The following is a 20,099-nucleotide window of genomic DNA, read 5'->3' on the forward strand; positions in this document are numbered from 1 at the left end:
CCGCGAGGACCGTCAGGACGACGACGGCCAGAACCGCGGTCGACCACCAGGACCGTCGAACCCCGGCGGGCCCCTGATGTCGTGCTCGCCCCGTGAAACGGCGACGGGACGGCTTCAGGCGCACCTCGAACGCGCCATCACGGACGTGTGAGGTGCCTCAGACGCACGTGATGGCGCGTTCGAGGACACAGGACTGTCGTCCGGCCCGGGCGCGGGCGGCGCGTGGTCCGGCGTCAGGACGACGCGAGGACCGTGTCCAGGGTGCGGAGGAACGCCGGGCGGGCGTCGCGGTGGACGCTGTGGCCCGTCCCCGGCAGGTTGACGATCGTCAGGCGCGCGGCGTCGGGGCCCGCGTCGGCGACGGCCGCGAGGGCGCGTGCGACGAGCGCCGGGCCGACGATCGTGCGGTCCGGGTCGCCCGTGACGAGCGTGACCGGGATGCCGGTCGCCGTGATCTCGCCGACGGACGCGGGCCAGTCGCGCTCGGCCCACCGGTGCGGCACCGCGGCCAGCTGGGGGTGCAGGCCCGAGCGGGCCGCCGCCCAGGGAGCGCGCTCGTCCTCGGGCCAGGCCGGGTCGTCGCGGCGCGACTGCGCGACGAGCTCCTCGACGGGCGTGTGCCGCGCGGCGACCGCGTCGGCGAGCCACTCGGGCGGGACGTCGCCCGCGGTCCACGCGGGGTCGACGAGCACGACGGCTGCGACGAGGTCCGGTGCCGTGAGCGCGACCTCCTGCGCGATCAGCCCGCCCATCGAGTGCCCCACGACGACGGCCCGCTCGGTGCCGAGCTCGGACCGCAGCGTCGCGACGACGTCCGCGCCCAGGGCGCTGATCGCGACGACGTCGGGCAGCGGCCGGCCGCCGTGCCCGAGCGCGGTCGGCGTCAGGACGCGCCGGTCGCCGACGTGGGCGACGACGCCCGGCCAGCAGTCGCCGGAGTCCGAGAGCCCGTGCAGCAGGACGAGCGGCGCACTCACCGGCCGGTGCCGTCGACGGCGTGGGGCTCGATCGCGGCGATCTCGTCGTCGGTCAGCGGGGGTGCGGACAGCGCGGCGACGTTGTCCTCGAGCTGCGCGACGGACGACGCGCCGACGAGCGCGGACGTGATGCGCGGGTCCCGCAGCACCCAGGTGAGCGCGAGCTGCGCGAGCGACTGACCGCGCCCGGCGGCGATGTCGTTCAGCGCCCGGGCGCGCGCCAGGTACGTCTCGGACAGCGCGGACGGCTTGAGGAAGTGCCCGACGGCGGCGCGCGAGTCGGACGGCACGTCGCCGGACAGGTAGCGGCCGGTCAGCAGGCCCTGCGCGAGCGGCGAGAAGACGATCGTGCCGATCCCGAGGTCCCCGACGACGTCGAGCAGCGACTCCGACTCCCCGTCGGCGACGTACTCGACGTGCCGGTTGAACATCGAGTACGACGGCTGGTGGATGAGCAGCGGCGTACCCAGGTCGGCGAGCACGCGCTGCGCGGTGCGCGTCTGCGACGGCGAGTAGTTGGAGATGCCCGCGTACAGCGCCTTGCCGCTGGTCACCGCGGTGTGCAGCGCACCCATCGTCTCCTCGATCGGGACGCTCGGGTCAGGGCGGTGCGAGTAGAAGACGTCGACGTAGTCGAGCCCGAGCCGCGCGAGCGACTGGTCGAGCGACGCGAGCAGGTACTTGCGCGAGCCGCCGTCGCCGTACGGGCCCGGCCACATGTCGTAGCCGGCCTTGGAGGAGATGACGAGCTCGTCGCGGTACGGCTTGAGGTCGCGCTGCAGGACCCGGCCGAAGTTCGCCTCGGCCGAGCCGTACGGCGGCCCGTAGTTGTTGGCGAGGTCGACGTGCGTGATGCCCAGGTCGAACGCGCGGCGCAGGACGGCCCGCTGCGTCTCGAGCGGGGTCGTGTCACCGAAGTTGTGCCACAGGCCCAGGGACAGCGCGGGCAGGTCGAGGCCGCTGTGCCCGGTGCGACGGTAGGTCATGGCGTCGTAGCGCTCGTCCGCGGCGCGGTAGACGGGCTCGGTGGGCATCGCGGGGCGTCCTCTCGGCGGTGGGAGCGTGCGTCGCCACGCTAGCCCGCCGCGCGCCGCTCGGCCGAATCGTTCCGACCGGGCCGCCGCCTAGGATCGGCGCGTGCTGCACGTCGTGTTCTTCGAGCCCCGCATCCCCGGGAACACCGGCAACGCGATCCGCATGGCCGCGGGCACGGGCGCGACGCTCCACCTGGTCGAGCCGCTCGGGTTCGACCTGTCCGAGGCACGGCTCAAGCGGGCCGGTCTCGACTACCACGACCTCGCGCACGTCATCGTGCACGCCACCTTCTCCGCCCTGCTCGACGCCCTGCCGGACGCCCGGGTGCTCGCCTTCACGACGCAGGCGACGACGTCCTTCGCCGACGTGACCTACCGCGACGGCGACGCGCTGCTGTTCGGCCCGGAGCCGACCGGGCTGCCCGCCGACGTGCTCGCGCACGACCGCGTCGACGCCCAGCTCCGCATCCCGATGCTGCCCGGCCGTCGCTCGATGAACCTGTCGAACGCGGCTGCCGTCGCCACCTACGAGGCGTGGCGCCAGCTCGGCTTCCCGGGCGGCGCCTGACGCGAGGGCAGGCGGGGCCCGGAGGCCCGCCGACGTCCGTGCGCCGGCGACGTCCGGGCGTCGTCGCCGGACGCGCGGCGTCGGCCGGTGCGCGTCGGGCCGCTCCCGGGCGGCGCACCGACGTCAGAGGTCGACGACCTCGACGAGCTCGTCACCCCCGAGCAGCGACCGGACCTCCGGCAGCCCTGACGCGCGCAGCCGCCAGCGGTCCTTCGCCTCGCCGAGCCGGCGCTGCGCGAGCCGCAGCAGCTCGTCGGGCGTCCCGCCGCCGGGCTCCGACCAGACGACGACCGCATGCAGGGACGGCCAGTCCGCCGCCTCGATGCCTGACGCCGGCACGGCCAGCCGTTCGACGAGCTGCTGCCGCAGCCCCTCGGCGACCTGCGCGGCGTGCTGCTCGTCGCGCGCGTGGAGCGTCGCCGCGAGCGCGAGCTCGTCGCCGCCCACGCGGGCCGCGTCGGACCGGACGGGTGCGATCCCGCGCAGCCGGGCGCTGAGGGCGGCGAGGACGACGTCCGCGAAGGCGAACCCGCGGGTCGCGTTGAGGTGCCGGAAGCCCCGCACGTCGAGCAGCACGAGGACGACACGGCCCGCGGTGCCGTGCAGGTCGGCGCACCGTTCCGCGAGCCGGTGCTGGAGCATCGCGCGGTGCTCGAGCCCGGTCAGCGAGTCGTGCAGCGACCGGACCGCGAGCAGCGTCGACAGGGCGTGCACGAGGTCGGACGTGCTCGCGACCGCCCACACGTCGCCCGCGACGATCACGTCGTCGTACCGGCGCTCGTCGTGCCGCTCCATCGCGCGGACCGCGACCTCGGAGACGGGCGCGGACGGCGGCGCGACGAGCGGTGCCCAGTCGGCGATCTCGCCGGTCTCGCGGCGTGCGTGCACGGCGCGCCCGAAGCCGAGGCGGCCGGTCATCGCGGCGGTGAACCGGGTGCGCGTGACGAGCCCGATGCGGGCGGGGTCGGCGGGGTCGCGGACCGCGACGGTCGTGACGTGCGGCGAGCGGAAGAGGACCTCGAGGCGCGCGATCGGCATGTCGGCGTCGACCACGTCGACGGCACGCGCGAGCTCCTTCACGGTCGCGGCGGCGGTGGTCCGGTAGTCACCGAGGGCGTGCTGGAGCCGGTCGGCGAGAAGCGTCAGGTCGTCGTCCACCCGGGCATCATTCTCGCAGGTCAGCGGGCAGAACGGACAGGTCGTCCGAAGTTCACGGACCGTTCGCCGCGGGCTCGGTGAGGGTTCATCCCGCCGGTCGGTGCGCTGCGCCGATCGGGGCGACGCGAGGCGCAGCGGCGTCGTCCCGGTGCGGCGGCGACGTCGCGCGTGGGAGACGATCGGTCGATGTTCACCACGCGCCCCGAGCTCACCGGGACCTTCGGCATGGTCGCGTCGACGCACTGGCTCGCGAGCGGCGTCGGGATGCGCGTGCTCGAGGCGGGCGGGAACGCGTTCGACGCGGCCGTCGCCGCCGGGTTCGTCGTGAGCGTCGTCGAGCCGCACCTGTGCGGGCCGGGCGGCGACGCGCCGATCATCGGGCACCGCGCGTCCGACGGGCACACGTTCGTCGTCTGCGGCCAGGGCACCGCACCCGCGGGCGCGACGATCGACGCCTACCGCGACCTCGGCCTCGACCTCGTACCCGGCACGGGCCACCTCGCGGCCGTCGTCCCCGGCGCGTTCGGCGCCTGGCTCGACCTGCTCGCGCGCTACGGGACCATGACGCTCGAGGACGTGCTCGCCCCCGCGGCCGGGTACGCGCGCGACGGCTTCCCGCTGCTGCCGACGGCCGCCCGGACCGTCGAGACGGTGCGGGACCTGTTCGCCGAGCACTGGCCGACGTCCGCCGCGGTCTACCTGCCGGGCGGCGCGCTGCCGGGGGCTGGCGCGCGGTTCCGCAACCCGTCGCTCGCCGACACCTTCGACCGCATCGTCGCCGAGGCGCGCTCCGCGGGGCCCGACCGCGAGGCGCAGATCGAGGCGGGGCGACGCGCGTTCTACGAGGGGTTCGTCGCCGAGGCCGTCGACGCGTTCGTCACCGGGACGCCCGTGCGGGACTCGTCGGGCCGCGCGCACACGGGATTCCTCACCGCGTCCGACCTGGCGGCCTGGCGACCGACCGAGGAGCCGACGACGACCCTGCGGTTCGCCGGCCGGACGGTGCACAAGACAGCCGCGTGGGGGCAGGGGCCGGTCCTGCTCCAGCAGCTCGCGATGCTCGACGCGCTCGACGTGGGGCCGCTCGTCCGCGCCGCGTCCGGCGAGGCGGCGCCGTCGGGGGCCGTGACGGAGCTCGTGCACACCGTCGTCGAGGTCGCGAAGCTCGCGTTCGCCGACCGCGAGGCCTGGTACGGGGACGCGCCCGACGTCCCGCTCGGGACGCTCCTGTCGGCGGCGTACGCGGCGGACCGGGCACGGCTCGTCGGGCCGGACGCTGCGGACGGCTTGCGTCCCGGGCGGCCCGACGACCGCGACCCGGTGCTGTCACACGTCCTGCAGCGGATCGAGCGGCCCGCCGCCGTCGCGGGCGTCGGCGAGCCGACGGTCTCGACGAGCGGCGTCACCACGGGCGACACCTGCCACGTCGACGTCGTCGACCGGTGGGGCAACCGCGTGTCCGCGACGCCGTCGGGCGGCTGGCTGCAGTCGAGCCCGATCGTGCCCGGCCTGGGCTTCCCGCTGCCGACGCGCGCGCAGATGTTCTGGCTCACGCCGGGCCTGCCGGGCTCGCTCGCGCCGGGGCGTCGCCCGCGCACGACCCTCAGCCCGGGACTCGTCCTCGACGACGACGGCACCGGCTTCGCGTTCGGCACCCCGGGCGGGGACCAGCAGGACCAGTGGACCGTGCCGTTCCTGCTGCGGCACCTGCTCGGCGGGCTCGACCTGCAGGCCGCGATCGACGCCCCGTCCTGGCACTCGTCGCACGTCCCCGAGTCGTTCTACCCGCGCACGCACGTCGCCCGCGGGCTCGTCGCCGAGTCGCGGCTCGGTGCCGAGGTCCTCGCCGCGCTCGCCGACCGCGGGCACGCCGTGCAGGACGCCGGGCCGTGGTCGCTCGGCCGGATCAGCGCCGCGGGCGTGCGCGCGGACGGTTTCCTCGTCGCGGCCGCCAACCCGCGCGGCATGCAGGGGTACGCGGTCGGGCGCTGACGCGCGTCCTCGGGTGCGGAGGAGGTCCGACGTCTGGCGCGGTCGAGCCGCCTCGCTGTGCGCCGGCTGTGGGCACGTTGCGCAAGTCGTCCGATGTCTACCCGGCGGTACGGCTGGTTGATGAGGGTTGCATGAGGATCTTCATGCGTACGGAGGCAAGAGGTCGGACCACTGCTAGCGTCCGAGCCATGCACGATGTCGTGGATGCTCATCTCCAGGTGTGGAACCCCGACGCCGTCCACTACCCCTGGATGACCGGGGATGTCGCCGCCGTCGAGCGCCCCTTCCGGGTCCCGGACGTCGAGTGCGACCTGGCCGACGAAGGCGTCGGGAAGGTCGTGCTCGTGCAGGCCGCGGACAACCGGGCGGACTCCGAGCTCATGCTCTTCCAGGCTCTCTCGTGCCCCCGCGTCGCCGGGGTCGTCGCGTGGGTGCCGCTCACCCAGCCCGAGGACGCCGCCGCACAGCTCGACGCGTGGCGCATGGAGCCCGTCGTCGGCGTCGGGCACCGTGTCCACGAGGAGCCCGACCCCGCGTGGCTGCTCCAGCCGGCCGTCGACGAGTCCCTCGGCCTGCTCGCCGAGCGCCGCCTCACGCTCGACCTGCCCGCGTACACGCCGACCCTGCTCGGCCACGTCGCGACGCTCGCCGAGAACCACCCCAAGCTCACGTTCGTCGTCCAGCACCTCGGCGCACCGCCGCTCGCCGCGCTGCGCCACGGCGAGCGCGACGCATGGACCCACTGGTCCGCGATGCTCGGCGCCGTCGCCCAGCTCCCCAACGTCGTCGCCAAGCTCTCCGGCCTCGGCGCCGCCGCCGGACCCGGCTGGACGCCCGAGCACCTGCAGCCCGCCGTCGACCGCGCGCTCGACCTGTTCGGACCCGACCGGCTCATGCTCGGCTCCGACTGGCCGTACGCCCTCGCCGACGGCGACTCCTACGGGCGCGTCTGGCACGGGCTGCGCAGCACCATCGACCAGCTGCCCGACGACGCACGCGACCTGGTCCTCGGCGGGACGGCCAACCGCGTCTACGGCCTCCCGCTGGACGACCTCTGACCGACCGGGCCCGCGACGGCGCGCCACACGGAATACTGCAGACGTGTCCCGATCCGAGGATGTCGTCGACGGCATCAAGCAGATGATCCTGGACGGCCTGCTCGGGCCGGGTGACCGCCTGCCCGCGGAGAAGGAGCTCGCCGGCACGCTCGGCGTCTCCCGCGGCTCCCTGCGGGAGGGCGTCCGCGCGCTCGGCACCCTCGGGATCCTCGACTCCCGGCACGGCGACGGCACCTACGTCACGACGCTCGACCCGGCCCGCCTGCTCGCGCCCGTCTCGTTCGTCGCCGACCTCCAGCACGACGCCGAGTTCCACGCCGTCCGCCGCCTCCTCGAGACCGAGGCCGCCGGTCTTGCCGCCCTGCACATCGACGACGAGGACGTGCAGCTCGCGCGCGCCGCGCTCGACGAGTCCGCGCGCGCCCTGTCCGCCGACCCCCTCGACCACGACCGGCTCGCCGCCGCCGACGTCGCCTTCCACGCCGTGATCGCCAGCGCGTCCGGCAACTCCGTGCTCGCCGCGCTCATCGACGGCATCGCCGGCCGCACCTCCCGGCGTCGCCGTTCCCCGCACGACGACGGGCTCGAGGACCGCACCTTCGTCGAGCACGAGGCGATCCTCGCGGCGATCGTCGCGCGCGACCCCGACCGCGCACGGCTGCGCATGGCCACGCACCTGCTGAGCCTCGAGGACGCGCTCACGGGGTCCGACGTCGCGACCGCAGACTCCGTGGCCGAGCCCGTCAACGCCCGCTGACGCGTCGACGGGCGCGTCGTTCGCCGATCACCGGGCGGCGAACACGTCGATCGTCGACGGTCACCGCCGCGAGCGAGCGCCTCGTCGCAGCCCGACGGTCAGCGGGCGGGCGTCGAGTCGCGCAGGACGACCTGGGTCGGGACGTGCGTGAGGCGCGGCTCGTCCGACGGCTCGGCGAGCGCGAGCTCGGTCGCGGCGATGCCGATGTCGACGAGCGGGATGCGGACCGTCGTCAGCGGCGGGACCACGTCACGCAGGGTCGAGATGTCGTCAAAACCGGCCAGCGCCACGTCGCGCGGGACCTCGACGCCCGCGTCCCGCGCCGCCGCGAGCGCGCCGAGCGCCATGACGTCGTTGACCGCGAACACGACCTCGGGCAGGTCACCCGCGCGGAGCAGCGCGCGCATCGCGTCCTCGCCACCCTCGTGCGTGAAGGCGCTCGCGATGACCGACTCTGCCGGGACCTCGACGCCGAGCTCCGCGAGCGCGGCGACGAACGCCTCGCGCCGCTCGCGGGCGGTGAGGTGCCCGTCGGGTCCGCCCAGCACCGCGAACGACCGGTAGCCGCGCTCGTGCAGCGCGCGGGCCAGGTCCGCCGCACCCTGCGCGTTCGCGACGACGACCGCGTCGACGCCGAGCACCGGCTGGCCGATGACCGCCGCCGAACCGCCGACCGCGCGGTAGTCGGCCAGCGCGTCGCGCAGCTCGCCCGTCGTCTCGGGGTCGTCGAGGCGACCGCCCGCGATGACGATCGCGCGCGCCCGCTGGCGCTTGAGCAGGTCGACCAGTCCGGCCTCGCGGCTAGGGTCGTGCTGGGTGCTCGCCAGCGTGACCTGCAGGCCGGCACGGTCCGCGGCACGCGTGACGCCCGCCGCGATCGAGGAGAAGTAGGGGTCGGCGATGTCGTGGACGACGAGGCCGAGCGACGTCGTGCGGCCGCGCGCCATCGCCTGCGCGTTGGCGTCGGGGGTGTAGCGCAGCTTGGCCGCCGCGGCGAGCACGCGGTCGCGGAGGTCGGCGCGGACCGTGCGGTTCGCGCTGCCGTTGATGGCGCGCGACGCGGTCGCCAACGACACGCCCGCCTCGCGCGCGACGTCGCTGAGAGTCACCGATCCCGCCATGGTCGCAAGGGTAGGGGCTCGCCGTGTCACAGCGGTGGCACAGTCCGGCACGGGATGGGCCGACGCTGATCAGCGGGCTGCTCGGCGTGGTGGGAAAGCGGTATCCTGAGCGTCTTCCTCCTCGAAGGGGCTCTCGACGATGACAGCCACCACCGCCCTGGCCGACGCCGTGCTCGTGCTGCGGCCCGACGACCATGTCGGCGTCGCCACGCGCGACCTGCAGGACGGCACCGTGCTCACGCTCGCGCCCGCGGGCCTACCCGCGACCGTCGACGCCACGCCCGCGCCGAAGGCGACGTCCGCGAACCCTCTCGGTGAGGCCGCGCTCCCCCGTGTCGACGCGAGCGTCGACGACACCGACGCAACACCCGCTTCCGCGAACGGTGGGGTCCTGGTCGTCCGGCAGAGCGTCCCGCGCGGGCACAAGCTCGCACTGCGTCCCGTCGCCGCCGGCGAGCAGGTGCGGAAGTACGGGCAGTCGATCGGACGCGCGACGCGTGACATCGCCGTCGGCGACCACGTGCACACGCACAACCTCGGCATGGACGACGAGGACCGCGAGTACGAGTTCGGCACCGCGCGCGTGCTCCTGGCGGCACCCGAGGGGCAGCCGCGCACGTTCGACGGCTACCGCCGCGCTGACGGGCGCTGGGGCACCCGCAACTACGTCGGCATCGTCACCTCCGTGAACTGCTCCGCGTCCACCGCGCGACTCATCGCGGACCAGTTCCGCGGCCGCGCGCTCGACGCGTTCCCGCACGTCGACGGGGTCGTCGCCCTCACCCACGACACCGGCTGCGGGCTCGTCCCGACCTCCGAGGGTGCGCAGATCACCCGACGCACCCTGCGCGGGTACGCCGACCACCCCAACATCGCCGCCCTGCTCGTCCTCGGCCTCGGCTGCGAGATGCTGCCCGCGCAGTCACTGCTCGACGGCCTCGACCTGCCCGCCGACAAGCCGGTGCGCACCCTCGTCATCCAGGAGAACGGCGGCATCCGCGCAACCGTCCGCGCCGGCGTCGCCGCGATCGAGGAGATGCTCCCGGCGATCGACGCACTGCGCCGCTCCCCCGCCCCCGTGTCCGAGCTCGTGCTCGGCCTCAACTGCGGCGGCTCCGACGGGTACTCCGGCATCACCGCCAACCCCGCGCTCGGGTACGCGTCCGACCTGCTCGTCGCGCGCGGCGGCACGTCGATCCTCGCCGAGACGCCCGAGGTGTTCGGCGCCGAGCACCTGCTGCTGCGACGCGCCGTGTCCCGCGACGTCGGTCAGAAGCTGCTCGACCGCATCGACTGGTGGAAGCAGTACACCGCAGCCGGCGGCGGCACCCTCGACAACAACCCGTCGCCCGGCAACAAGGCCGGCGGGCTCACGACGATCCTCGAGAAGTCGCTCGGCGCCGTCGCCAAGGGCGGCACCGCGGAGCTCGCGGCCGTGTACGAGTACGCCGAGCCCGTCCGTGCACGCGGGTTCACCTTCATGGACACGCCCGGCTACGACCCGGTGTCCGTGACCGGCATCGTCGCCGGCGGCGCGACCGTCGTCGTCTTCACCACGGGGCGCGGGTCCGTCCTCGGCTGCAAGCCGACACCGTCCATCAAGGTCGCGACCAACACCGCGACCTACCTGCGGATGCGCGAGGACATGGACCTCAACGCCGGGCGGATCGTCGACGGCACGGCGACCGTCGCGTCCGTCGGCGAGGAGCTGTTCGACCTCATCATCGAGGTCGCGTCCGGCCGCCAGACGGTCTCGGAGGAGCTCGACCTCGGCGCCGACGAGTTCGTCCCGTGGCAGCTCGGCGCCGTCACCTGACCGTCCGTGCCATCACCCGACCGTCGGTGCCTCCACCTGACCATCGGCGCAGTCACCTGACCGACCGTGCCATCAAACGACCGCCGGCGCCCTCACCTGACCATCGGCGCAGTCACCTGACCGACCGTGCCATCACCCGACCGCCGGCGCAGTCACCTGACCGCCCGCTGCGTCACAGGCAACGCTCGGTCCCCGCACGCACGACGACGCCCCGCCCGGCGCGACCCGGGCGGGGCTTGGGCTGCCGGCGGTCAGCCAGCGGCTGGTGCGACCGGCGCGGTCAGCGGTCGACGCGGGCGCCGCCACCGCCCGCGAGCTTGAGCACCTCGGCCTTCGTCACCATCGTCGTGTCGCCGGGCGTCGTCATCGCGAGCGCGCCGTGCGCTGCGCCGTACTCGACCGCCGTTGCGAGCCCCTCGCCGGCGATGAGGCCGTACGCCAGCCCGGACGCGAACGAGTCGCCGCCGCCGACGCGGTCGAGGATCTCGAGCCGCTCACGGTGGGTCGCTCGGACGACACCGGTCTCGCGGGACCAGGCCAGCGCGCCCCAGTCGTTGACGGACGCGCTGCGGACCGTCCGCAGGGTGGTCGCGATGACCTTGAAGTTCGGGTACGCCTCGGCGACACGGTCGATCATCGCGGCGAACGACCCGATCTCGAGCTCGCTGAGGTTCTCGTCGACGCCCTCGACCTCGAAGCCGAGCGAGGCGGTGAAGTCCTCCTCGTTGCCGATCATGACGTCGATGAACGGGGCGATCGCGCGGTTGACCTCCTGCGCCCGGGCCTGGCCGCCGATCGCCTTCCAGAGGCTCGGCCGGTAGTTGAGGTCGTACGAGACGACCGTCCCGTGCTTGCGCGCGACCGTGACGGCCTCGATGACGGTCTCAGCAGCGCTCTCCGAGAGCGCCGCGAAGATCCCGCCGGTGTGGAACCAGCGGACGCCCAGGTCACCGAACAGGTGCTCCCAGTCGATGTCTCCGGGCGCCAGCTGTGCGGCGGCGGTGTGGCCGCGGTCGCTCACGCCGACGGCGCCGCGGACGCCGAAGCCTCGCTCGGTGAAGTTGAGGCCGTTGCGCACGGCCCGCCCCACTCCGTCGTACGGGACCCACTTGACGAACTGCGTGTCCAGCCCGCCCGTGAGGATGCAGTCCTCGACGAGTCGGCCGACCTCGTTGTCGGCGAGCGCCGTGACGATCGCCGTCCGCAGCCCGAAGGCACGTCGCAGGCCGCGCGAGACGTTGTACTCACCGCCGCCCTCCCACACGCGGAACGACCGCGTCGTGCGGATGCGACTCTCGCCCGGGTCGAGCCGCAGCATGACCTCCCCGAGCGACACCGCGTCGTAGCGCGTCTCCTCGGCCGGGCGGATCACCAGGTCGGACATGGGTCAGCTCCTCGTGCTGTCGTGCGGTCCCGGAGGACGGCGGTCAGTCGGTCGCCCTGCGGGCCGTGAGGAACCGGGGCGCCGGACGGTCAGGACGGGTGGTGGACGAGAGAGGGTGAGTCAGGCTCTGAGGTGGGTGTCACGACCCCGTCGTCGTGAGGGCGACGGCTGCCGCGGTCAGGGCACGGATGCCGTCGAGGTCGCCCGCGTTGACGAGGTCCTTCGGCACCATCCAGGAGCCGCCGACGGCGCGGACGCTCGGCAGCGCGAGGTACTCGGCGAGGTTGCCGGGGCCGATGCCGCCGGTGGGCACGAAGCCGACGCCACCGAACGGGGCGGCGAGCGCGGCGACGGCCGCGGCTCCGCCCGACGACCCGGCGGGGAAGAACTTGACGGTCGCCACGCCGAGCTCGAGCGCGGCCATGACCTCGGTCGCGGTGACGGCCCCGGGGAGCGCGAGCACACCGTGCTCCTGGCACCGCTCGACGACGGCGCGGCTCGTCCCGGGCGAGACGACGAACTGCGCGCCCGCGGCGACCGCCTGGTCGACCTGCGCGACGGTGAGGACGGTCCCGGCGCCGACGAGCACGTCGCCACGAGCGCTCATCGCGCGGATCGCGTCGGGAGCCGCGGCGGTCCGGAAGGTCACCTCGGCGACCGGCAGGCCGCCGGCCACGAGCGCCTTCGCGAGCGGGTCGGCGTGCGCCGCGTCGTCCAGGACGACCACGGGCACGAGGCGGTGCGCCCCGAGACGGTCGAGGATGTCGGTGTCGCTCACGCGTGCTCCTTCGCAGCGGTGGCCAGGGCCGGCTCCAGCGGGAAAGCGTTTCCCGTCTTCGGAGCAGCATACGCCTCCCGCGGGATCCGGTAGGCCAGGTCGACCGCGGACTCGATCGCCTCGTCGAGGTCGAGCCGGTGCTCGGCCACCAGCCGCGCGAGGAAGCCGGCGTCGATCCTGCGGGCGAGGTCGTGCCGCGCCGGGATCGAGCAGAACGCGCGCGTGTCGTCGACGAAGCCGGTCGTGTTGTAGAGCCCGGCCGTGTCCGTGACGGCCTCCCGGTACCGACGCATGCCGTCGGGGGTGTCGAGGAACCACCACGGCGCGCCCAGCCGGACCGCGGGGTACACGCCCGCCAGCGGTGCCAGCTCACGACTGAAGGTGTCCTCGTCGACCGTGAACAGCACGAGCCGCAGGTTCGGGTGGTGCCCGAACGACTCGAGCAGCGGGCGCAGGGCGTGCACATACTCGGTCGGCACGGGGATGTCGTAGCCGACGTCCGGTCCTCGCGCGGCGAACACCGCCGGGTCGTGGTCCCGCAGCACGCCGGGATGGAGCTGCATGACGAGCCCGTCCTCGGTGGACATGCGCGCCATCTCGAACAGCATGTGACCCGAGAACGCCGCCGCGTCCCGGTCGTCGACCCGGCCCCGCAGCGCATCGGCGACGATCCTCTCCGCGACCGAGTCGTCGAGCGGCACGGCGTCGGCGGACAGGTGCCCGTGGTCGGTGGCTCGCGCGCCCGCCGCGACGAAGGCCCGGCGACACTCCTCGAGCGCCGACACCAGGTCTCGGTAGCTCCCGATGCTCGTACCCGTCACCGCGCCCAGCCGCTCGACGTCGGCACGCCAGCCGGGGCGCGCGACGTGCAGGAGCGCGTCGGGCCGGAAGGTCGGCACGACCTTCTCGCCCCAGCCCTCGGCAGCGAGCGCGGCGTGGTCGGGCAGCGTCGATGTCGCGGGGTCGGTCGTCGCCAGGATCTCGATCCCGAACCGCTCGAACAGCGCCCGCGGCCGGTAGGCCGGGTCCGAGAGCCGCTCCACCAGGTGGTCGTAGACGCGGTCGGCGGAGTCGGCCGAGAGCCGCTCCCGCACGCCGAGCACGTCCACGAGCACGTGCTCCATCCAGTACCGCGTGGGCGTGCCGCGGAACAGGTGCCAGTGCGACGCGAAGGTCCGCCAGACGGCGCGAGGATCCGTCTCGACCGGACGCCCGTCGAGCCGGGGGACGCCGAGCGCGTCGTGCGGGACCCCCTGCGAGACGAGCATGCGGACGAGGTAGTGGTCGGGGACCACGAGCAGCGCGGCGGGGTCGGGGAACGGCTCGTCGCGCGCGAGGAGGCCGGCGTCGACATGGCCGTGCATCGAGACGATCGGCAGCCGCAGCGTCTGGTCGACGATCGTCCGCGCGATGGGACGGACGACGGGGTCGCTCGGCAGCGCGCGGTCGGGGTGAAGGGTCCAGTCGGCGTGCACCATCGGTGCGACCTCCTCGTCGAGCCGGTCGCGCATCGGCGAGGCGATGCCATGAACGGCGTGCAATCGGTTTCATCGCCGAGCCAAGCAGGTGGACGCGCGATCCGCAAGCCTCTGCCGCACATCTGTTCGAAGCGTGGGAACGGGTTGTCGCGCGGGTCGCGGACGTGCTGCAATCGCATTCATCGCTGCGGCACCGACTCGTCGTCGATCGAGCAGCACGACCGGGAGGAGGGCACCTGTGGTGGTGACGCTGCGCGACGTCGCACGCCTGGCAGGGGTGTCCCCTGCCACGGCGTCCCGGGCGCTGAGCGCCCCCGACCTCGTCGCGCCCGAGCGTCGCGAGCAGGTGCAGCGCGCCGCGCGCGAGCTCGGCTACCGACCCAACCGCGCGGCGCGCGAGCTCATCACCGGACGCACGGGGAACCTCTGCCTCGTCGTGCCCGACCTCGAGAACCCGTTCTTCGCCGCCGTCGCCAAGGGGGTGCAGGCGCGCGCCCGGACGCTCGGCCACGCCGTCTTCGTCGCGGACGCCGAGGAGGACCCGCGCATGGAGTCCGAGCTGGTCGCGCACCTGGGCGGCCAGGTGGACGGCGCGATCCTCTGCTCCCCGCGGATGGCCGACGCCGACCTGGACCGCCTCGCGGAGGACGTCCCGCTCGTCCTGGTCAACCGCGAGCACGGCACGCTGCCCTCCGTCGTGATCGACAACGCCGACGGCGTCCGACAGGCCGTCGCGCACCTGCACGCGCTGGGCCACCGGCGCCTCGCCTACGCGGGCGGACCGACCGACTCATGGTCGGACACCCGGCGCCGGCACGGGTTGCGAGACGTGTCGCACGGCCTCAACGACGTCGAGGTGGTCGACCTCGGTCACTTCGCCCCGGTGTTCGCGGGCGGTGTCGCGGCGGCCGACCTCGTCGCGGCGAGCGGTGCGACGGCGGTCCTCGCGCACAACGACCTCGTCGCGCTCGGCATCCTCAACCGGCTCCAGGCGCGCGGCCTGCGCGTGCCGGAGGACGTCTCCGTCGTGGGCTACGACGACATCCCCGCCGCGACGCTCGTGTCCCCGGCGCTCACGACGGTGACCGTGCCGCTCGCCCGCCTCGGTCGCGAGTCGGTCGACCTGCTCGTCGCGAGCGGCCTGCGCGCCGGCCGGCAGACGCCCGCCGAGCGTGCGATCGCCGCGGCCGTCGCTGCGGCGACCGGCGCGCCCGGCGACACCCGCCCGGCTGGGGCCTCGAGCACTGCCGCCGCGTCCCCGCGCGCCGCGACCACGCCAGCAACTGCCTCCGCGACGGGCTCGGACGGCCCGAACGGGACGACGAGCGGCACGAGCACGGACGCCGCCCGCGTCCGCCTGCGGGTCGAGCTCGTGGTCCGCAGCTCGACCAGCACCGCACCCCATCTGCCGACCACGGAGAGCGACCGATGACGCCCCGCCTGAGCCGCACGACGCTGTCCGGCACCGACCTGACCGGCACCGACCTGTCCCACGCCGGGCCGGCCGGCCGCACCCCGGTCCGCGGTCCCGCCGTCGACCCCGCCTCGACGACGGTCGGCCTGGTGCACCTCGGGCTCGGCGCGTTCCACCGGGCGCACCAGGCGGTGTACACGGAGGACGCGGCGGCCGCCGCGGGCGCCACGGGCTGGGGCATCCTCGGCGTCACGCAGCGCAGCGCGCGGGTGGCGGACCAGCTCGCGCCGCAGGACGGGCTGTACGGCGTCCTCACCAAGGGCGCGGACGAGACGTCCCTCCGCATCGTCGGCTCGCTGCGCGACGTCGCCTTCCCGGGCACGAGCACGCCGTACGTCGTCCGCACGATCGCGGCCCCCACCACGCACGTCGTCACGCTGACGGTCACCGAGAAGGGCTACCGCCGCGCCGCGGACGGCCGGCCCGACCTCGCCGACCCCGATCTGGCCTCGGATGTCGACGCGCTCGCCGCCGAGCTCGCGGGCGCCGAGCCCGAGCGGCCCGCGCGGTCCCCGATCGGGCTGCTCGTCCGGGGACTCGCGCAGCGCCACCGGTCCGACGCGGGACCGATGACCGTGGTCTGCTGCGACAACCTCGCCGAGAACGGGCCGGTCGTCGCCGGCCTCGTGCACGCGATCCTCGCGGCCGTCCCGGGAGGAGACCGCCTGGCCGCGTGGGTGGCCACGTCCGTGGCGTTCCCGTCGACGATGGTCGACCGCATCGTCCCGGCGACGACCGACCAGCACCGGGCGGAGGCCGTCCGCCTGACCGGCCTCGAGGACCAAGGGCTCGTCGTCGGCGAGCCCTTCTCGCAGTGGGTCGTCGAGGACACGTTCGCCGGCGACCGACCCGCCTGGGAGCTTGCCGGCGCCACGCTCACCGCCGACGTCGCGCCGTACGAGCGCGCCAAGCTGCGGGTGCTCAACGCGTCGCACTCCACGCTGGCCTACCTCGGGGCGCTCCGGGGGTACGAGACGATCGCCCAGGCCGTCGCCGACCCGTCACTCGAGGCGGTCGTCCGTTCACTCGTCGACGAGGACGTCCTGCCGACGCTCCAGGCGCCCGACGGGCTCGACCTGGCGCAGTACCGCGAGGACGTGCTCACCCGGTTCGCCAACCCGAACACGGGTCACACGACGGTGCAGGTCGCCATGGACGGTTCCGCGAAGCTGCCGCAGCGCCTCCTGGGCACCGTGCGCGACCGGCTCGCGGCGGGGGCGGTGCCGACGGCCGCGGCGGCGACGTTGGCTGCGTGGATGTCATACGTGCACGCGACGACGCTGACGGGGCTCGAGGTCGCAGGTCGACGCGTGACGCTCGACGACCCGCTGGCGGACGTGCTCGCGTCGGCCGCGGCAGGGCCCCTGGACGGGCTGCCCGGACGGTTGCTGGCCGTGCGGCAGATCTTCGGCGACGACCTCGCCGAGTCCGAGGTGCTCCGCCGGGAGGTCCAGGCGCACCTGCGCACGCTCGCCGTCGTCTGACACGCAGCGCGGGGAACAGGTCACCGAGGAACGGGTCCGCAGCGCGACGAGGCACGCCCGCACGCTCACCGTCGCCCGCCCCCCCGGAAGCGGCTCCGCGCCCGAAGCGCCCGGAGTGCATGCCGGCGTCGTCCGATCGACCAGGGGGTCCGCGGAGCAGGACCGGCGCGCTCACCGTCGCCGGTCCGAGCGCGACGACGGCTCGCGGGTCCGCCGGGCAGGACCGGCGCGCTCACGGTCGCCGGTCCCTGTGCGACGGAGGGCTCGCGGGTCCGCGGGGCAGGACCGGCGCTCACCGTCGCCGGCCCCTGTGCGACGAAGGGCTCGCGGGTCCGCGGGGCAGGACCGGCGCTCACCGTCGCCGGCCCCTGTGCGACGAAGGGCTCGCGGGTCCGCGGGGCAGGACCGGCGCTCACCGTCGCCGATCGTCCGTGACGGAGGGCTCGGGAGCCCTCCGTGTCCGGTCGGCACTTGACTCCGTCGGGTCCTGCGCTAGGCTGGAAAGCGCATTCCCCTCCGACCGACAACGCGGTCCTGAACCTCGGAGCGACCATGACGTCCCGCACCCTGCGCATCGCCATGAACGGCATCACCGGCCGCATGGGCTACCGGCAGCACCTCGTCCGCTCGATCCTGCCGATCCGCGACCAGGGCGGCGTGACGCTCGAGGACGGGACGCGCCTGCAGGTCGAGCCGATCCTCGTCGGCCGGAACGCCGACAAGGTCAAGGAGCTCGCCGCGCTGCACGGCGTCGAGCACTGGACGACCGACGCCGACGCCGTGATCGACGACCCGACGGTCGACGTCTACTTCGACGCGCAGGTCACGTCGCGCCGCTACGCGGCGCTCACGGCCGCGATGAAGGCCGGCAAGCACATCTTCACGGAGAAGCCGACGGCCGAGACCCTCGAGGAGGCGATCGACCTCGCGCGCCTGCGCGAGACGACGGGCGTCACCGCGGGCGTCGTGCACGACAAGCTCTACCTGCCGGGCCTCGTGAAGCTGCGCCGGCTCGTCGACGAGGGCTTCTTCGGCCGGATCCTGTCGCTGCGCGGCGAGTTCGGCTACTGGGTCTTCGAGGGTGACGTGCAGGAGGCGCAGCGGCCGAGCTGGAACTACCGCAAGGAGGACGGCGGCGGCATCGTCGTCGACATGTTCTGCCACTGGAACTACGTGCTCGAGGGGATCCTCGGGCAGGTCCGGACGGTGAACGCGCAGGCCGTCACGCACATCCCGACGCGCTGGGACGAGCAGGGCCACGAGTACGCGGCGACGGCCGACGACGCGGCGTACGGGATCTTCGAGATCGAGACGCCGGGCGGCGACCCGGTGATCGCGCAGATCAACTCGTCGTGGGCGGTCCGCGTGTTCCGCGACGAGCTCGTCGAGTTCCAGGTCGACGGCACGCACGGCTCGGCCGTCGCGGGGCTGCGCAACTGCGTCGCGCAGCAGCGTGCGCACACGCCCAAGCCGGTGTGGAACCCCGACCTGCCGGTGACCGAGCCGTTCCGCGACCAGTGGCTCGAGGTCCCGGCGAACGCGGACCTCGACAACGGGTTCAAGCTGCAGTGGGAGGAGTTCCTCCGCGACGTGGCGGCGGGCCGGACCCACCGGTTCGACCTGCTGTCGGCGGCACGCGGTGTGCAGCTCGCGGAGCTCGGGCTCCAGTCGTCGGCGGAGGGTCGTCGGCTCCCGGTCCCCGAGATCTCGCTGTGACGACCGACCTCGCGGCCGAGGGCGCGCCCGTGGCCCCGGAGGGGCAGGACGTCCGCGCCGGCACCGTGCCGGGCGACCTGTCCCGCCTGTCGCTGAACACGGCCACGACGAAGCACTGGACGCTGCGCGAGGCCGTCGACGGCGCCGCGCGCGCGGGGCTGTCGTCGATCGGTCCGTGGCGCGACCGCGTGCAGGAGGTCGGCACGGTCGAGGCGGCGCGGATCATCGAGGACGCCGGTCTGCGCGTGTCGTCGCTGTGCCGCGGGGGCTTCCTCACCACGGACGACGACGTGGCCGCGCAGGCGGCGCTCGACGACAACCGCCGGGCGATCGTCGAGGCGGCCACGCTCGGCACACGCGAGCTCGTCATGGTCGTCGGCGGGCTGCCGGCGGCGAGCGCGCCGGGCGGACCGGCGCTGCCCTACCCCGCCCGAGGCGACGTCGACCCGGCGCGCGACCTCGTCGCCGCCCGCCGGCGCGTCGCCGACCGGATCGGCGAGCTCGCTCCGTTCGCCGCGGGTCACGGTGTGCGGCTCGTGCTCGAGCCGCTGCACCCGATCTTCGCGGCGGACCGCGCGGTCATCTCGACCCTGGGCCAGGCGCTCGACATCGCGGAGCCGTTCCCGGCCGAGGTCGTGGGCGTCGTCGTCGACACCTACCACGTGTGGTGGGACCCGGACCTGCAGCGCCAGATCGCGCGGGCGGGAGCGGCGCGCAGGATCGCGGGCTACCAGGTGTGCGACTGGATCCTGCCGCTCGCGTCCGACCCGCTGCTCTCGCGCGGGCACGTCGGCGACGGGTACGTGGACTTCGCCACGATCACCCGCTGGGTCCGCGACGCAGGCTACACCGGGGACGTCGAGGTGGAGATCTTCAACGAGTCCGTGTGGTCCGCGCCGGGCGACCAGACGCTCGCCACCATGGCCGAGCGGTACGTCCGGCACGTGCTGCCGCACCTGTGACGAGGGTCCGCTCGGACCGTCCAGCAGGCCGCCCGAGCGGACCCTCGTCGCAGGGTGCGGGGTCGCGTCGCCTGCCGATCCGGGTGACGTGACGACGACGGCGGTGCGCCCGGGGAGGGGTCCCTCCGGCGCACCGCCGTCGTCGCGTCCGGCAGCGCTCGTCAGACGGCGGTCGCCTGGCGGACCCACGCCGCGACGCGAGACCGTCCGGCACGGCCGGCGAGCGGAGAGCCGGCGCGGCAGTCGTCCGGCACGCTCGGAGCTGACGCCGCCGCACGTCCGGCGATCAGGACGACGCGACCGCACGTCCGGCAATCAGGACCGCGCGGCCGCACGTCCGGC

At 74.5% G+C, this 20,099-nt stretch carries 16 protein-coding genes; 9 read left to right on the forward strand and 7 right to left on the reverse strand.

Going from position 1 to position 20,099, the window contains the following annotated elements:
- Nucleotides 1-233: 233 nt before the first annotated feature.
- The gene (locus tag CTKZ_RS02220) at nucleotides 234-977 is read right to left on the reverse strand and encodes an alpha/beta fold hydrolase (protein WP_124341408.1); all 744 of its coding nucleotides are present in this window, start codon (nucleotides 975-977) and stop codon (nucleotides 234-236) included.
- Nucleotides 974-2,011, reverse strand: a complete 1,038-nt coding sequence (mgrA, locus tag CTKZ_RS02225; RefSeq protein ID WP_124341409.1) for an L-glyceraldehyde 3-phosphate reductase — start codon at nucleotides 2,009-2,011, stop codon at nucleotides 974-976. Before mgrA ends, CTKZ_RS02220 begins: the two co-directional genes overlap by 4 nt.
- 103 nt (nucleotides 2,012-2,114) lie before the next feature.
- Here mgrA and CTKZ_RS02230 point away from each other — a divergent pair, with 103 nt between their 5' ends.
- Nucleotides 2,115-2,579, forward strand: coding sequence for a tRNA (cytidine(34)-2'-O)-methyltransferase (locus CTKZ_RS02230; RefSeq protein WP_124341410.1), 465 nt, complete (start codon nucleotides 2,115-2,117; stop codon nucleotides 2,577-2,579).
- Between the two features lie 123 nt (nucleotides 2,580-2,702).
- On the opposite strand, the gene CTKZ_RS02235 is transcribed toward CTKZ_RS02230, so the two are convergent.
- Complete coding sequence (locus CTKZ_RS02235; protein ID WP_124341411.1) at nucleotides 2,703-3,737, reverse strand: diguanylate cyclase domain-containing protein; 1,035 nt, start codon at nucleotides 3,735-3,737, stop codon at nucleotides 2,703-2,705.
- Nucleotides 3,738-3,923: 186 nt separating this feature from the next.
- Here CTKZ_RS02235 and CTKZ_RS02240 point away from each other — a divergent pair, with 186 nt between their 5' ends.
- The 3 genes from CTKZ_RS02240 to CTKZ_RS02250 all read left to right on the forward strand — a co-directional run bounded on the left by CTKZ_RS02240 (nucleotide 3,924) and on the right by CTKZ_RS02250 (nucleotide 7,544).
- Nucleotides 3,924-5,729: a gamma-glutamyltransferase family protein gene (locus CTKZ_RS02240; RefSeq protein ID WP_124341412.1), complete on the forward strand. Its 1,806-nt coding sequence runs from the start codon at nucleotides 3,924-3,926 to the stop codon at nucleotides 5,727-5,729.
- Nucleotides 5,730-5,917: 188 nt separating this feature from the next.
- Nucleotides 5,918-6,787 (forward strand): amidohydrolase family protein, encoded by an 870-nt coding sequence (locus CTKZ_RS02245; RefSeq protein WP_124341413.1) that lies wholly within the window; start codon nucleotides 5,918-5,920, stop codon nucleotides 6,785-6,787.
- A 43-nt stretch (nucleotides 6,788-6,830) separates the two neighbouring features.
- The gene (locus tag CTKZ_RS02250; RefSeq protein ID WP_124341414.1) at nucleotides 6,831-7,544 is read left to right on the forward strand and encodes a FadR/GntR family transcriptional regulator; all 714 of its coding nucleotides are present in this window, start codon (nucleotides 6,831-6,833) and stop codon (nucleotides 7,542-7,544) included.
- A 98-nt stretch (nucleotides 7,545-7,642) separates the two neighbouring features.
- Here the strand turns inward: CTKZ_RS02250 and CTKZ_RS02255 are convergent, their stop codons facing one another.
- Nucleotides 7,643-8,665, reverse strand: coding sequence for a LacI family DNA-binding transcriptional regulator (locus CTKZ_RS02255; protein ID WP_124341415.1), 1,023 nt, complete (start codon nucleotides 8,663-8,665; stop codon nucleotides 7,643-7,645).
- Nucleotides 8,666-8,804: 139 nt separating this feature from the next.
- On the opposite strand from CTKZ_RS02255, the gene CTKZ_RS02260 reads away from it, so the two are divergent.
- On the forward strand, nucleotides 8,805-10,481 hold the full coding sequence (locus CTKZ_RS02260) for a UxaA family hydrolase (protein WP_235843141.1): 1,677 nt from the start codon (nucleotides 8,805-8,807) through the stop codon (nucleotides 10,479-10,481).
- Nucleotides 10,482-10,761: 280 nt separating this feature from the next.
- On the opposite strand, the gene CTKZ_RS02265 is transcribed toward CTKZ_RS02260, so the two are convergent.
- The 3 genes from CTKZ_RS02265 to uxaC all read right to left on the reverse strand — a co-directional run bounded on the left by CTKZ_RS02265 (nucleotide 10,762) and on the right by uxaC (nucleotide 14,154).
- Entirely contained in the window at nucleotides 10,762-11,865 is a 1,104-nt protein-coding gene (locus CTKZ_RS02265; protein ID WP_124341416.1) for a sugar kinase, read from the reverse strand.
- A 139-nt stretch (nucleotides 11,866-12,004) separates the two neighbouring features.
- The gene (gene eda / locus CTKZ_RS02270) at nucleotides 12,005-12,643 is read right to left on the reverse strand and encodes a bifunctional 4-hydroxy-2-oxoglutarate aldolase/2-dehydro-3-deoxy-phosphogluconate aldolase (protein WP_124341417.1); all 639 of its coding nucleotides are present in this window, start codon (nucleotides 12,641-12,643) and stop codon (nucleotides 12,005-12,007) included.
- On the reverse strand, nucleotides 12,640-14,154 hold the full coding sequence (gene uxaC, locus CTKZ_RS02275; RefSeq protein WP_235843142.1) for a glucuronate isomerase: 1,515 nt from the start codon (nucleotides 14,152-14,154) through the stop codon (nucleotides 12,640-12,642). The genes eda and uxaC overlap by 4 nt, the downstream gene beginning before the upstream one ends.
- Nucleotides 14,155-14,359: 205 nt before the next feature.
- Between uxaC and CTKZ_RS02280 the strand changes: the two genes are divergently transcribed.
- From CTKZ_RS02280 to CTKZ_RS02295, 4 genes are all read left to right on the forward strand, one after another.
- Nucleotides 14,360-15,553 carry a LacI family DNA-binding transcriptional regulator gene (locus tag CTKZ_RS02280; RefSeq protein WP_124341418.1) on the forward strand — a complete coding sequence of 398 codons (1,194 nt, stop codon included), beginning with the start codon at nucleotides 14,360-14,362 and terminating at the stop codon, nucleotides 15,551-15,553.
- Nucleotides 15,550-17,079, forward strand: a complete 1,530-nt coding sequence (locus CTKZ_RS02285; protein ID WP_124341419.1) for a mannitol dehydrogenase family protein — start codon at nucleotides 15,550-15,552, stop codon at nucleotides 17,077-17,079. Before CTKZ_RS02280 ends, CTKZ_RS02285 begins: the two co-directional genes overlap by 4 nt.
- Before the next feature lie 552 nt (nucleotides 17,080-17,631).
- Nucleotides 17,632-18,795: a Gfo/Idh/MocA family protein gene (locus tag CTKZ_RS02290; RefSeq protein ID WP_124341420.1), complete on the forward strand. Its 1,164-nt coding sequence runs from the start codon at nucleotides 17,632-17,634 to the stop codon at nucleotides 18,793-18,795.
- Between the two features lie 65 nt (nucleotides 18,796-18,860).
- On the forward strand, nucleotides 18,861-19,757 hold the full coding sequence (locus CTKZ_RS02295) for a sugar phosphate isomerase/epimerase family protein (RefSeq protein WP_124341442.1): 897 nt from the start codon (nucleotides 18,861-18,863) through the stop codon (nucleotides 19,755-19,757).
- Nucleotides 19,758-20,099: the final 342 nt, after the last annotated feature.

It is taken from the genome of Cellulomonas algicola (assembly GCF_003851725.1).
Lineage (GTDB): Bacteria > Actinomycetota > Actinomycetes > Actinomycetales > Cellulomonadaceae > Cellulomonas > Cellulomonas algicola.

Excerpts from the sequence above, each read along its gene's own strand:
- CTKZ_RS02245 (WP_124341413.1), top strand. The coding sequence starts at position 5,918 with ATGCACGATGTCGTGGATGCTCATCTCCAGGTGTGGAACCCCGACGCC.
- CTKZ_RS02260 (WP_235843141.1), top strand. The coding sequence starts at position 8,805 with ATGACAGCCACCACCGCCCTGGCCGACGCCGTGCTCGTGCTGCGGCCC.
- CTKZ_RS02285 (WP_124341419.1), top strand. The coding sequence starts at position 15,550 with ATGACGCCCCGCCTGAGCCGCACGACGCTGTCCGGCACCGACCTGACC.
- CTKZ_RS02265 (WP_124341416.1), bottom strand. The coding sequence starts at position 11,865 with ATGTCCGACCTGGTGATCCGCCCGGCCGAGGAGACGCGCTACGACGCG.
- CTKZ_RS02240 (WP_124341412.1), top strand. The coding sequence starts at position 3,924 with ATGTTCACCACGCGCCCCGAGCTCACCGGGACCTTCGGCATGGTCGCG.
- CTKZ_RS02290 (WP_124341420.1), top strand. The coding sequence starts at position 17,632 with ATGACGTCCCGCACCCTGCGCATCGCCATGAACGGCATCACCGGCCGC.
- mgrA (WP_124341409.1), bottom strand. The coding sequence starts at position 2,011 with ATGCCCACCGAGCCCGTCTACCGCGCCGCGGACGAGCGCTACGACGCC.
- uxaC (WP_235843142.1), bottom strand. The coding sequence starts at position 14,154 with ATGCGCGACCGGCTCGACGAGGAGGTCGCACCGATGGTGCACGCCGAC.
- CTKZ_RS02255 (WP_124341415.1), bottom strand. The coding sequence starts at position 8,665 with ATGGCGGGATCGGTGACTCTCAGCGACGTCGCGCGCGAGGCGGGCGTG.